This window comes from Psychroflexus sp. MES1-P1E, from assembly GCF_002836055.1.
Classification (GTDB): domain Bacteria; phylum Bacteroidota; class Bacteroidia; order Flavobacteriales; family Flavobacteriaceae; genus Psychroflexus.
In genome coordinates this window covers 13564-27595 of sequence record NZ_PJBS01000157.1, presented here as the reverse complement: position 1 = coordinate 27595, position 14032 = coordinate 13564, and the positions used below count along the sequence as shown (strand labels likewise).

At 35.7% G+C, this 14032-nt stretch carries 13 protein-coding genes; 7 read left to right on the top strand and 6 right to left on the bottom strand.

The features are described 5' to 3' along the window. Positions 1 to 6: 6 nt before the first annotated feature. The 3 genes from CXF67_RS06000 to CXF67_RS05990 form a co-directional block, all read right to left on the bottom strand. A complete protein-coding gene (locus CXF67_RS06000) occupies positions 7 to 1314 on the bottom strand; it encodes a cryptochrome/photolyase family protein (protein WP_102087925.1) in 1308 nt (435 codons plus the stop codon). Positions 1315 to 1432: 118 nt separating this feature from the next. Then, complete coding sequence (locus CXF67_RS05995) at positions 1433 to 2131, bottom strand: SDR family NAD(P)-dependent oxidoreductase (protein WP_102087924.1); 699 nt, start codon at positions 2129 to 2131, stop codon at positions 1433 to 1435. A 17-nt stretch (positions 2132 to 2148) separates the two neighbouring features. After that, complete coding sequence (locus CXF67_RS05990; RefSeq protein ID WP_102087923.1) at positions 2149 to 2607, bottom strand: SRPBCC family protein; 459 nt, start codon at positions 2605 to 2607, stop codon at positions 2149 to 2151. A gap of 157 nt (positions 2608 to 2764) precedes the next feature. On the opposite strand from CXF67_RS05990, the gene CXF67_RS05985 reads away from it, so the two are divergent. Continuing rightward, a complete protein-coding gene (locus CXF67_RS05985) occupies positions 2765 to 3238 on the top strand; it encodes a hypothetical protein (RefSeq protein WP_102087922.1) in 474 nt (157 codons plus the stop codon). On the opposite strand, the gene CXF67_RS05980 is transcribed toward CXF67_RS05985, so the two are convergent. After that, positions 3235 to 3792 carry a hypothetical protein gene (locus tag CXF67_RS05980; RefSeq protein ID WP_102087921.1) on the bottom strand — a complete coding sequence of 186 codons (558 nt, stop codon included), beginning with the start codon at positions 3790 to 3792 and terminating at the stop codon, positions 3235 to 3237. The two genes, CXF67_RS05985 and CXF67_RS05980, sit on opposite strands and share 4 nt — an antisense overlap. A 345-nt stretch (positions 3793 to 4137) precedes the next feature. On the opposite strand from CXF67_RS05980, the gene gltB reads away from it, so the two are divergent. The 5 genes from gltB to trxA all read left to right on the top strand — a co-directional run bounded on the left by gltB (position 4138) and on the right by trxA (position 12225). Continuing rightward, complete coding sequence (gltB, locus tag CXF67_RS05975; protein ID WP_102087920.1) at positions 4138 to 8655, top strand: glutamate synthase large subunit; 4518 nt, start codon at positions 4138 to 4140, stop codon at positions 8653 to 8655. Continuing rightward, complete coding sequence (locus CXF67_RS05970) at positions 8655 to 10112, top strand: glutamate synthase subunit beta (protein WP_102087919.1); 1458 nt, start codon at positions 8655 to 8657, stop codon at positions 10110 to 10112. Before gltB ends, CXF67_RS05970 begins: the two co-directional genes overlap by 1 nt. A gap of 23 nt (positions 10113 to 10135) precedes the next feature. Beyond that, a complete protein-coding gene (locus CXF67_RS05965; protein WP_102087918.1) occupies positions 10136 to 10525 on the top strand; it encodes a hypothetical protein in 390 nt (129 codons plus the stop codon). 71 nt (positions 10526 to 10596) lie between these two features. After that, positions 10597 to 11880 (top strand): acetyl-CoA hydrolase/transferase family protein, encoded by a 1284-nt coding sequence (locus CXF67_RS05960; RefSeq protein ID WP_102087917.1) that lies wholly within the window; start codon positions 10597 to 10599, stop codon positions 11878 to 11880. Between the two features lie 45 nt (positions 11881 to 11925). Next, positions 11926 to 12225, top strand: coding sequence for a thioredoxin (gene trxA / locus CXF67_RS05955; RefSeq protein ID WP_102087916.1), 300 nt, complete (start codon positions 11926 to 11928; stop codon positions 12223 to 12225). A gap of 23 nt (positions 12226 to 12248) precedes the next feature. On the opposite strand, the gene CXF67_RS05950 is transcribed toward trxA, so the two are convergent. After that, positions 12249 to 12464, bottom strand: coding sequence for a hypothetical protein (locus CXF67_RS05950; RefSeq protein WP_102087915.1), 216 nt, complete (start codon positions 12462 to 12464; stop codon positions 12249 to 12251). 28 nt (positions 12465 to 12492) lie between these two features. Then, complete coding sequence (locus tag CXF67_RS05945) at positions 12493 to 13326, bottom strand: universal stress protein (protein ID WP_102087914.1); 834 nt, start codon at positions 13324 to 13326, stop codon at positions 12493 to 12495. 244 nt (positions 13327 to 13570) lie between these two features. On the opposite strand from CXF67_RS05945, the gene CXF67_RS05940 reads away from it, so the two are divergent. Beyond that, positions 13571 to 14026, top strand: a complete 456-nt coding sequence (locus CXF67_RS05940) for a methyltransferase family protein (protein WP_102087913.1) — start codon at positions 13571 to 13573, stop codon at positions 14024 to 14026. Positions 14027 to 14032 lie beyond the last annotated feature (6 nt).

Below are 14032 nucleotides of genomic sequence, written 5' to 3'. Positions count from 1 at the left end.
ACATATCTAAGACTTAACTGCTTCTTTGTAAGTTTCTAAACAACGTTCCCTAGCCATTTTATGCTCTACCATAGGTTTAGGATACCGATCTGTGTTTAATTCTGGAATCCATTTTATGATGTATTTCTTATCTTTATCAAACCGGTCGGTTTGAGAATAAGGATTAAATATTCTAAAGTAAGGTGCGGCATCTACTCCAGAGCCAGCAACCCATTGCCACCCACCCACATTGGATGACATTTCATAATCTAGAAGTTTTTCAGCAAAATAAGCTTCGCCCCAGCGCCAGTCTATTAAGAGATGCTTACATAAAAAACTGCCAACAACCATTCTCAAACGGTTATGCATCCACCCCGTTTCATTCAATTGCCTCATTCCAGCATCTACTATAGGATAGCCAGTCTTCCCTTTTTTCCATTTTTCAAATTCATTTTCATCATTTCGCCATTCGATGCGATCATACTTAGGTTTGAAGGCACTGTTTTGGGTTTTGGGATGATTATAGAGGATGGCTTTATAAAATTCTCGCCAAATAAGTTCATTTAAAAAAGTCTCGTTTTTGACGGATAATGCTGCTTGAATGAGTTTTCTATAACCAATCAATCCAAATCTTAAGTAAGGGCTCAATCTTGAAGTTCCCTCAATGGATGGGATATTACGTGTATCCTCGTAATGCTCAAGTAAATCCTTTGTAATATTATAGTCTGGAACTTGAATAGAAGATTTTACAAACCCCATATCCGATAAGGATACATCGGGCAACATAGAATTCTTATATGTGTTGTCAAGATGATCTTCAGAAGGGAAAGTTTTTAAATTAATGTTTTCAAATTCCTTCTTCCACTGTCTCATATAGGGGGTAAAGACCAAATACATTCCACCATCATTTTTTTTAACTTCATTTTTTTCAAAGATGACTTGGTCTTTAAAATCGTGAAATTCTATCCCTTGGTTTGCTAATAAGATATTGATTTTAGAATCTCTTTGGTGAGCGTAAGGCTCATAATCTCTGTTGGTATAGACAGCTTCCACTTCAAAATCTTTAAGGAGTTCATGAAAAGCCTCTTCTGGAGTTGAATGATACGTAGCGATTGATGATCCATAATGGTCTTGCAAATGCGATCTCATTTTTTGTAATTGTTCAAAAATGAAGCTTATCCGGGCATCGTCTTTTTGGAGTTCGTCAAGAATATTTTTGTCGAAAATAAAGAGTGGCACAACTGGAAAAACTCCTGATAGAGCATGATATAGCCCTACGTTATCTTCTAGTCTCATATCTCTTCTGAACCAAAATACTCTTACCTTATTTTTCATTTTGAACTGTTTTTTAAAACCTTTTTATAAATTTAAAAATCTTCTTACAAGTTGAGTGACTTGCAAGAAGATTTCTTTAAAATTATTTTACATCAAATTAATTTGCTGTTGTAGGGATCTAGCTTACATTTAAGCTTCCCATGCCACCGTCAACTCCAATAACTTGTCCTGTCATCCAAGTAGAGTTATCCGACAATAAGAAACTTGCCATTTTACCAATGTCTGAAGGTTCACCAACTCGTTTTAAGGGGTGTCTTTCGTCCATCTTTTCTTTCTTCTTATCGTTTCCTAATAATTTATTAGCCAAAGGTGTATTCACAAGTGATGGTGCAATAACGTTTACTCTAAATGTAGGCGCATATTCTGCGGCTAAAGATCTAGCAAATCCTTCTATAGCTCCTTTAGCTGCCGCAACACTTGTATGATAAGGCAAACCTGTTTGTACAGCTACAGTACTAAAATAAACAATACTAGCTTGTTTTGAATTTTTCAATTTTGAAATAACTCCATGTGTAGCCTTCATTAAACTCATAAAGTTGATTTGCATATCTTGTTCAAAAATTTCTGGCTTCATCATTTTAAAAGGTTTCAAATTGATGCTACCTGGGCAATATACAAAGCCATCTAAGGTGTCTGGTAAATCTAATTCAGATATATCATCTGTTAATGCATCAAACATGTGATGCGTTACATCATAATCAGATAAATTTTCATCAGATCTCGAAGCAACAATAATATTGTGATCTGGACTAAGTTCTTTTACGATTTCTAGTCCAATTCCTTTCGTTCCTCCAATTAATAAAATATTCTTTCTCATCAGTTATAAATTTAAATTTAATATTGACCAAATTTTTCGACCATTTTAGCTTCGCGAGCCTTAAATATTTCGTTTAATTTCGGTTTAACTAGTATAGGGTGCATCATTCTTCCTAAAATTCCAAAGGGAATCTTATAATGCACAAGATCTTCAATTTCAACTCCTCCTTCAATTTCATGAATAAAATGTTTATGATGCCATAAAGCATAAGGACCATACAATTGGATATCCACAAAATAATCTGGTTTTTCTACGTGAGTAATTTCAGTAACCCAATTGGTCTTGAATCCTGGTAGTGGTGTAACTTTATATTGCAAGAGTTGACCTGTAAACATTTTACGATCTGCGCCAGACATGATTTCGAAACCCATTTCGTCTGGCATTATTTTCTTTAAATTTTTAGGATCGGATAGAAAATCCCAGGCTTCTTGCTTAGAAATAGGGAGTTTTTGGAGAGTATGAATTTCATATATCATGGTTCAAAAATAGAGATTTTATTGTTTAATAAAATAGGTTTGTAGTTAAACAAAAGTTATTGTTAGTGCTTTGGGTTTTGTAAAACTGATAAATTATTGTTTAAACCTTCAGTGCTTAAATTAAGTATGCCTTCATTTGCACAAGAATATATTTAGAATGAAATATTTTACCCTTTTGGTTGTTATCCTACTTGCGGCTTGCAAAAGTTCTCAAACGGATTTACCATTACTTCAAGAGTGTCCTGGTGATGGAGATTGCGAAGTTGAAGTCTTTAAGGAGTCTAGACTTATTTTAAAAGAAGACAATACCGGAATAACCGAAGTTACCTTGGAACAGGATAAAGACTTTCAAGTGGTATTTATTAAATACAAAGATTCTACCAATAAAGGCTACAGTGAAGAGGTTTATCTTCAAATACCCTTGAGGTTTAAAGAAATTCATTCAGAAAATCACAGCTTGAAAAATCAAAAAGTTATGTTTGGAAAATTATGTGATTGTCCAGATAAAGGTTTTGAAAAAATAAATTCTGGAGTCCTTAAGCTCATCAACTTGAATGACTATATTTCCTTGCATTTAGAGATAAAATCAAATAAATCTCAAGTTGTACAAACTATAGACTTAGATATTTAATTATCGATGACATCTCCTGCAAATGGGGGTATGCCAGGAGTAGAGCTAGGTTTTTTAGAATCCTCTTTATCTTTGCCTAACTCTATAATGTTATAGGGAAAGTTTTTACTTCTTATCTTCTCTCTCTTTTTACAATCCAAATCTGAGTAAATAACCTGATATTTTTCTTCCGAATAAGCATCCCAAGCATACAAATATACTTCCCTAACATATCTTAAGATAAGGTCATAATTTTTGTGTTTGCCATAAGATCCTAAAGCTATGATAGCCTGCTTGGGAGAGTCTGACTTAGTTTTTACACTCGATGGGTTTGATAAAAAATCATATACCAATTCTTTAAACTGTATTTCTGAAAGGCCTTCTTTCTTTTGTCCGTTCATTAAAAGCTTCCCTTCTTGATCTATAATCAGCGTTAAAATATTATTGGATTGAGCTGAAGTATATTCCTCATTGGTTATTTCATTCTCAATTTTACAAGTAGTATCAAGCCATTGCTGTCCAAAGCTTAGATTCGATAAAAGTAAAATTAAAAAAAAAGGGAGTAAGGTTTTCATCTTAAGTGATTTAGTAAATGCAAAGTTAAGAATTTATCTGATTATTTTTTCTGAAGTTAAATTATAAATTTAAATGCATTCATTTTATAGAAACGTACAAATCTAACAATTAGCTGGAGTATTCTAAAATTTGAAGCATTCCTTTTTAGGATTTATAAGCATAAATTAGACATAACAAAAAGTTGCGTATTTAGATTTCTGAGTCATCCTCTCAAAAAAAACAAGAACTGTATAAATGTCGATTTTAACAAAATATATACTTAAGAATAGTGTAATTACTGGTTATCTTCTTTAAAATTAACTAGTTTTAATAAATTATTCTTATATAAATTTTAATCAGAGCTTATGAAGAGAAATTCGTTATACGATCCTAGTTTTGAACATGATGCTTGCGGAATCGGAACAGTTATAAATATTGACGGTAAAAAAGAGTTTAAATTAATAGATGATGCTTTAACCATGTTGGAAAATATGGAGCATCGAGGAGGAACTGGTGCAGATCCAGAAACTGGAGATGGGGCAGGGATACTGTTACAAATTGATAAAGACTTTATCAACTGGATATCAAAAGAAGCTAATGTCAGTTTAGACTCAAAAAGACCAGTTGGGGTGGGGATGTTGTTTTTTCCTAAGATGCCAAGCGTCGCTGAGCAATGTGAAGACATCCTTAAAGAACACGCAGAGGATTTAGGCCTTGATATTTTGGGGTATAGAGAAGTGCCCACTGATCCTAAAGTTCCTGGAGTTGGCGCTAAACCCTCAGAGCCTCTCATAAAACAAGTCATCATACAACCTAAAACTGAAATGTCTAATGACGAATTAGAACGAAAGTTATTTGTCCTTAGAAATTCTGTGACACATTATATTGGTCACCATCTTAAAGGAAATAATAAAGCATTTTATGTTTGTAGTATGTCTACAAAAACGATGATCTATAAAGGTCAATTAAGGACTAATCAGTTAAGAGCTTACTTTGAAGATCTTAGAAATACTAAATTTAAATCAGCCTTTGCAATTATCCATTCTCGATTTTCGACCAATACTTTTCCAAATTGGAAGTTAGCGCAGCCTTTTCACTTTACCGCTCATAATGGCGAGATCAATACCATTCGAGGTAATGTGACGAAAATGAAGTCGAAAGAAGCAAATTTCAAATCTAAAGTTTTCTCAGATTCAGATTTAAAACGTTTGTTACCAATCACAAATCCAGAACATTCAGATTCTGCTAATTTGGATGCCATGGTAGAGATGTTAGTATTAGATGGACGCCCATTGGAGCATGCAATGATGATGCTAGTCCCAGAGGCATGGCAAGACAATGTCTCTATAGATCCAGAGCGTAAAGCCTTTTACAAATACCATGCTTCTATTATGGAACCTTGGGATGGTCCGGCGGCTCTAATTTTTACAGATGGAAAACGGGTTGGTGCTACATTAGATAGAAACGGTTTAAGGCCTTCACGATATTGCATCACCTCGACCAACAGACTTATAATTTCTTCTGAAGCTGGAGCACTTCCAGTAGATCCAAGTGAAATCATTAAAAAAGGAAGACTACAACCAGGTCGTATGGTTCTTGCAGATCTAGATCAAAATAAAGTCCTTTTTGATGATGAAATCAAACACAGGATTGTAAAAGATAAATCCTATTCACAGTGGATCAAAAATCAGAGAATTAAGCTTAGACATCAGCCAGTTCCAGAATTTGAAAAACAAATCCTCTCCAGGAAAGACCTTCTTCACTTACAGAATGCTTACGGGTACACTTCAGAAGAATTGAAAATCATTTTAGGCGATATGGCTGTAAGAGCTACAGAGCCCATCGGTTCTATGGGAGCCGATACTCCGCTTGCTATTTTGAGTAAACAAAGTCAACATATTGCTAATTACTTCAAGCAACTTTTTGCCCAAGTGAGTAATCCTCCTATTGATCCTATACGTGAACGTATGGTAATGTCATTATTTACAAGGGTGGGAGAAAGTCTTAATATTTTAGATGAAACAGAATTACACACTAAACAAATACATATTTCTCAACCTGTATTGCTAAATTCTGATATAGAAAAGTTTAAGTACTTAAAGGAAAAAGGTTTCGATTATGCTTTTATCAACTGTGTTTTTGAAGCGGATGGCAAGACAGATAGTTTGGAAAAAGCCATTGATTTGGTTTGTAAAGCAGCAGAGAAAGCTGTAGAATCTGGTAAGAAAGTTCTGATACTTTCAGACAAAGCTATCGATATAGATCATGCTCCTATCCCTTCTTTACTCTCTACAGGTGCTGTTCACCATCATCTCGTAAAACTCAATTTAAGAACTAAGGTAGGAATTGTTGTTGAAGCAGGAGATGTAAGAGAAACACATCATTTTGCTACTTTAATCGGTTATGGAGCAAGTGCGGTCTATCCCTATCTAGCTATTCAATCTATTGAACATCTTCAAGAAGAGGGTAGGTTGGATGCAGATATTACAAAGGAAAAGGCAGTTTCGAATTATCAAGAAGCGATTGGGTACGGTTTATTAAAAATCTTATCCAAAATGGGTATTAGTACCTTACAATCTTACCAAGGGGCTCAAATTTTTGAAGCTTTAGGGTTGCATAATACAGTGGTAGAAAAATGCTTTAAGGGTACAATTTCGAGAATTGAAGGCATCGATTTTGATGGACTTGCCAAAGAAGTTTTGGTTAGACATCACAAGGCTTATCCAGATAATAAAGGGGTAAAACAGAGTCTCGAAGTGGGCGGAGTGTACCGATGGAAACAACGTGGTGAAAAGCATCTGTTTAATCCACAAACTATCCACTTGCTTCAACATTCTACAAAAACAAATAATTTTGCGCTTTATAAGAAGTTCGCTAACGAAGTCAACGATCAGCTTAAAGAGTCGCTGACACTTAGAGGTCTTTTTGAATTTAAAAAAAGAACGCCTATTCCAATATCTGAAGTAGAACCTGCCAAAGATATTATGAAACGTTTCGCAACGGGAGCGATGTCCTTTGGCTCAATTTCCCATGAAGCGCATTCTACATTGGCTATTGCTATGAATCGGATTGGTGCAAAAAGTAACAGTGGAGAGGGAGGCGAAGACGAAGTTAGATTTGATGTAAAATCCAATGGAGATTGGGAGCGATCTGCTATAAAACAAGTGGCTTCAGGGCGTTTTGGCGTCACAAGTTATTACCTTACCAATGCAGATGAGTTGCAAATTAAAATGGCACAAGGCGCTAAGCCTGGAGAAGGGGGACAGTTACCTGGCCATAAAGTGGACGAATGGATAGGTAGAGTAAGACATTCAACCCCAGGAGTTGGATTAATATCCCCTCCACCTCACCACGATATTTATTCTATAGAGGATCTAGCTCAACTTATTTTCGATTTGAAAAATGCAAATCGTGCTGCTAGGATAAACGTTAAGTTGGTCTCTCAAGCAGGTGTAGGGACTGTGGCTGCTGGAGTAGCTAAAGCCAATGCAGATGTAGTTTTAATCTCTGGCGCTGATGGCGGGACAGGCGCTTCACCCTTAAGCTCTATTCGCCACGCGGGTTTACCTTGGGAATTAGGGCTATCTGAAGCACACCAAACGCTTGTCAAGAACAATTTAAGAAGTCGGATTACAGTTCAAGCAGATGGACAAATGCGAACAGGAAGGGATTTGGCTATTGCTACCCTTTTAGGAGCAGAAGAATGGGGTGTTTCCACAGCAGCTTTGATTGTAGAAGGTTGCATTATGATGAGGAAATGCCATACCAATACATGTCCAGTAGGAGTGGCAACTCAAAATCCAGAATTGCGGAAATTATTCACTGGAAAACCAGAACATGTGGTGAATTACTTCAATTTTTTAGCTGAAGACCTTAGAGAGATCATGGCCCAACTTGGTTTTAAATCTGTTAGTGATATGGTTGGTCATTCTGAAGTCATCAACATGAGAAAAGAAGTTCCCTTTTGGAAACTCAAAGATTTGGATTTAAGTCCGATTTTATATCAAGAAAAAATCTCAGAGCAAGTTGGTGTATACAAACAAATAGAGCAAGACCATCAAATTGATAAGGTGTTGGATTGGGAGCTTTTAGAAAAGGCAAAACCTGCTTTGGAACATCATACTAAGGTAAAGCATGCTTTTTCTCTCAGAAATGTAAATCGTGCTACTGGTGCAATTTTATCTAATGAGATAAGTAAATTATATAAAGCTGAAGGTCTGGCGGAAGATACTATTCATTATAAATTTAACGGATCCGCTGGGCAAAGCTTTGGTTGTTTTTTAGCGAAAGGAGTCACTTTTGAAGTAGAAGGAGAGTCTAATGATTACTTCGGAAAAGGACTATCAGGTGGTAAATTGATTATTTACCCACCCCAACCGTCTGGATTTAAATCCGAAGAAAATATTATCATTGGTAATGTTGCTTTCTATGGAGCAACTTCAGGATACGCCTATATTAATGGAATGGCAGGAGAGCGTTTTGGAGTCAGAAATTCTGGAGTAAATGCTGTGGTTGAAGGTGTTGGAGATCATGCCTGCGAATACATGACAGAAGGTAGATTGGTCATTTTAGGAGAAACAGGCAAAAACTTTGCTGCAGGGATGAGTGGAGGTGTCGCCTATATTTTTGATGAAAAAAACACGTTTAGATCCAATTGTAACAAAGCTATGGTGGGATTAGAATCCCCTTCCAAAGACGATTACAAAGAACTAAAGACCTTAATTGAAAATCATTATCACTACACTAAAAGTGAAAAAGCAAAATCAATACTAGATCGTTTTGATGAGATATACACTCAATTTATTAAAGTGATACCAACTGATTACAAGCGTGTTTTAGAAGCAAAAAAACAAGAAGAACAAAATAAAAAAATAGTAGCATAATGGGACAACATGATGGATTTATGAAATATGATAGGGAGCTTCCAAATACAAGGAATCCCAAGGATAGAGTTGGAGATTTTAAGGAAATTTTTGAGCCTTTTCCAGAGGATAAAACCAAAACTCAAGCTGCAAGATGTATGGACTGTGGAGTTCCATTTTGTCATTCGGGATGCCCCTTAGGAAATATTATACCAGAGTTTAATGAAGCTGTTTACGATGAAAATTGGGAAGATGCGGTTTCGATATTGTATTCTACCAATAACTTTCCAGAATTTACAGGTAGGATTTGCCCTGCTCCTTGTGAAGCTAGCTGTGTGTTAGGCATTAATAAATCTCCAGTAGCCATAGAACATATTGAAAAAACAATAGCTGAAAAAGCCCATGAACTGGGGTTTATGACCTCCAATACACCAGAAGTGAGGACAGAGAAAAAAATTGCAGTAATTGGATCTGGTCCTGCAGGCCTTGCTGCTGCAGATCAACTTAATAAAGCAGGACATTGGGTGACTGTTTTTGAAAGAGAATCTAAAATTGGAGGATTGCTTCGTTATGGAATTCCAGATTTTAAACTCGAAAAATGGGTAGTGGATAGACGAATTCAAATTATGGATGATGAAGGTGTCCGTTTCAAAGTCAATGCAGAAGTAGGCAAAAGTATCAATCCTGAAATGCTTAAGGAAGATTTTGATGCGATTGTCGTTTGTACGGGGTGTACTGTACCTAGAAATTTACCTATTCCTGGACGCGATTTAAAAGGTATCCATTATGCAATGGATTTTTTAACGCTTCAGAATAAAGAAATCTCAGGGATAAAGTGTGATAATAAACTATCTGCTGAAGGTAAAAATGTAGTTGTTATTGGTGGTGGAGATACAGGCTCGGATTGTATAGGAACCTCTCATCGACAAGGTGCTGCTTCGGTACTTCAACTTGAGCTTATGCCCAAACCACAAAGCAAACGAGGCGAAAAGGACCCTTGGCCTATGTGGCCTATGACTTTAAGAACGTCCTCTTCTCACGATGAAGGTGGTGAACGTAAATGGAGTACTTTGACCAAAGAATTTGTAGGGAATGATAAGGGAGAACTTGCTCATATCAAACTCGTTGATACCGAATGGGTAAACGACCGAGGTAGACAACAAATGAAAGAAATTGAAGGGACAGAGCGATTACTACCTTGTGCGTTGGCTTTGCTAGCTGTAGGATTTACACAACCAGAAAATGCTCTTCTAAAAAGTTTAGGCGTAACGCAATCTAAGGCAGGAACTGTTGAAGCTAAAGAGTATAAAACTAGCGTAGAATCGATTTTTGCAGCAGGAGATGCTCGAAGAGGGCAGTCTTTGGTAGTTTGGGCGATTTCTGAAGGAAGAGAAGCCGCTAGAGAAGTAGATGAATTTTTAATGGGGAGTACAGAATTACCCTCTAAAAACGATTCTTTTTTAAATCTTGAAGTCTAAATTTTATTTAACTTTGATCCTATATGGAACATAAACCCTACGCCGTTATTGATAATTCTGCTTTTCCAATAGTGAAAGTTAGCTTTACAGGAGAGAAAAGTACAGATTTGAATTTTCATCACTACTTAAAAGCCCTTAAAGAATGCTATTCTCATCAACAACCTATTGCTATTATTTTTGAGGCGTCTAAAGCGGTTACTCCTAAATTCTCTCACCAAAATCAACAGGCTAATTGGATAAAAGAAAATTGGACACTTATCCAAAATCAGTGTCAGGGAACTGCTTATATAATTCCAAGTCTCATTATTAAAATAGCATTAAAATCGATTTTACTACTTCAGAAACAACCAGTTCCTTATAAGGTGTTTTCAATTGAAAAGGATGGTAAAGACTGGTTAAAATCATTGTTATAAACTTTTGTTTATTATAAATTATAACCTTTATCGAGTTGTATTTTTGCACTATAACCTGAAACCTTTTACAGATGAATTACCAACTCAATACCGTTTCTTTAGAGGAAGCGGCTTCAAAAGTAAAATCTGGAGATAGAGTATTTATACAAGGTGCTGCCATGACTCCGTACAAACTGATTACTGGTTTGGTATCCCGTTATGAATCCCTTAGTGATGTTGAAATTATTCATCTTCATACTGAAGGTCGAGCTGCTTATACAGAGAAACCTTATTCTCAGGCTTTTAAAATGAATAGCGTTTTTGTTGGATCCAACGTAAGGCAATCTGTGAAAGAGGGACACGGGGACTATATACCGATTTTCTTAAGTGAAATACATCTGCTGTTTAGGCGATCCATATTACCATTAGACGTTGCCTTTATCCAAGTTTCACCACCAGATAGTCATGGTTACTGTTCTTTAGGGACATCAATTGATATTACCATTCCTGCTATCCAAACTGCCAAATTGGTGATAGCACAAGTGAATCCTCGAGTGCCTAGGACCCACGGAGATGGGTTTATTCATGTGAGTGAGCTCGATTTTGCAATTGAAGAGGATGCTCCCATTTATGGTCATGAACTTCCTGTTGCTTCAGAAATTGAAAATAAAATAGGGGCTAACATAGCCGGTCTTGTCGAGAATGGCGCGACCCTACAAATGGGTATTGGTGCCATTCCTAATGCTGCCTTGGAAAACTTAGGGAGTCATAAAAATTTAGGTATCCATACCGAAATGTTTTCAGATGGTATTTTACCTTTGGTAGAAAGTGGTGTGATCAATGGAAGTCAAAAGGAAGTAAAAACAGGTAAGATCGTGACTTGCTTTGCTGTAGGCTCACAAAAGTTGTATGATTTTATGGATAATAATCCGTTAGTCCACATGAAAGAGGCAGCATATACAAACGATACAGCCATTATAAGACGAAATCCTAAAGTCACCGCGATCAACTCCGCCATCGAAATTGATTTGACAGGTCAAGTTTGTGCTGATACTATTGGGCAAATGCAATTTTCTGGAGTGGGTGGTCAAATGGATTTTATTCGTGGAGCTTCGCTGTCTGAAGGCGGAAAAGCGATTATTGCTATGCCCTCGGTTACTAAAAAAGGAATTTCAAAAATCACCCCGTTTTTAAAGGAAGGTGCCGGAGTAACAACAACCCGTGCACACGTTCATTATATAGTAACAGAGTATGGTGTGGTGGATCTGTATGGTAAAAACTTAAAACAGAGAGCAAAAGCTTTGATATCAATTGCTCATCCTAATCATCGTGAGAGTCTAGAAAAAGCAGCTTTTAAACGTTTTAACTCTCACTAATTTTATCTTTGTATAAAGTTAAGTTTAACCAAAAAATAGTGAATTATGAGTCAAAAATTTAGCGATTTGATTGAAAGTGAAACTCCAGTTCTTGTTGATTTTTTCGCAGATTGGTGTGGACCTTGTAAAGTGCTTGCTCCTATCTTAAAAGAGGTAAAAAGTGAATTGGGGGATATTATCAAAATCATTACAATTGACGTTGATAAAAACGAAAAGCTAGCCGCAAAATATCAAGTGAGGGGAGTGCCAACTATGCTTATTTTTAAGGGCGGCGAACAAAAATGGAGACAGAGTGGAGTGCTACAAAAACAAGACATAGTTAATATCATTAAATCACATTCATAACTAAAAAAACACCTAATACCAAATTATAGGTTTAATTTGGTATTAGATTGAATTGGTTTCTTTCGAAGTATTTTAGAAGAGTCTACTTCGAAAGAAACCAATTCAATTTTCAAATCTTGAATTGGATGGTATTCTTGGTCAACAAGAATACCTTTTATGATAATTACAGTATTATCTTCTACAGCAGAACATCCTAAGACTAATAGGATTAAAATTATTGATAGCATTATTCTTTTCATACTTTAAAAAAAGTACTATTTAAGATACCTAAATCTTAAGAGTAAGCACAGGAAGTTCAGAATGATTAACTACATCTTCACCTACACTACCATTAAAAAAATGAGAAATTCCTTTTCGACCGTGTGTAGGAATAATGATGAGGTCGGCTTTTAAAGATCGTGCTCCATTTAGAATTCCTTCTCCCAGAGAATAATCATTATAAATCTCAATATTTTCAAAACTAATAGGGACTTCCACCTTATCCAGAAAGTTTTTTATATGATCTTGAATTTCAATAGTGCTATAAAATTTGTTTCCAGGTAAATTTATATACAAAAGTTGCATCTTAGCCTTAAAGCTGTCAACAAAAGCTTTTGCTGTTCGAAACGCCTCCATACTCTCAAAATTAAAATTTGATGCAAAGACAGCATTTTTAAAACTGATATCTTCTAATTCCTTCTTAATCACCATGACAGGCACTTCAGAAAAACGCACTACTTTTTCTGTATTGGAACCTACTATAATTTCTTCAAGGCCAGAAGCCCCACTAGACCCCATAACAACCATGTCGATGCCATTTTTTTCAACGACATTTCTTATAATTCTTGAGGTGGATCCTGGTTCTACGTGTTCTATAATTGAAATATTTTTGAGATAATTCTTGTCTAAAAATTCAGCAAATTTCTTATTGGCCATCTTCATGAAAAATAGTATTTGCTCATCATTAACGTTAAATTGCTCAGTACCGAAAAGCGATTCAGCTAACTCAATCACATGAAGAATATGGAGCTCAGCCTTGTTTTTTATGGCCAGCTTAGCTGCAACTTTTAGTGCATTTTCTGAGGGAATTGAAAAATCGATAGGAACTAATATCTTCTTCATGAATTTAGATTTTAACGGGTTATTGAAACTGCTTTATTAAAATGACTTACTAGAGAGCCTCAGTGTAAGCTCTGAAAGCTTCAACTCTATGGCATTAATTACAAACCTCAAAGCGAACTTAAAGTTAATATTTTTTTCCGAATCTTTAAAGTGAATTATGAAAACTTGAGGTGAATCGCGTAGACAATTCTGGGTTTTATAAAGCTTGTTTTAAGTAGAATATTAACTTTGAAAAAAAGGAATTATGCTAAAGTTAAAAGACGTTGTCTTAGTGATTATTCAATTTATAGGTCTCATAAGTTTTTTTCTAAATATCACCTGGTTTAAGATAGAGGTCTTAGAGCATTTTGTTTGGTTTTACATAGGTCTAGTTGGAGTAGTTCTAATCGTCATTGCCTTGCTTCAACTAAATATAAACTTATCTCCATTTCCTCCTCCAAAAGCAAATTCCAAATTAATAATCACCGGTGCTTTTAAATACATAAGGCACCCCATCTATTCGGGGATACTCCTATTTATGTTTAGCTTTTCTTTATGGCTTGGCGATGGGTTTAAACTGTGTATAAGCATAGTGACACTTTTACTTTTCTATTATAAATCTAGTTACGAAGAATCGCTTCTGGAGACTGCTTTTGAAGCTTATGGTGGATATAAAAAAAGGACAGGCCGGTTTTTACCAAAATTTTATAGACTAGTGTGATAAATG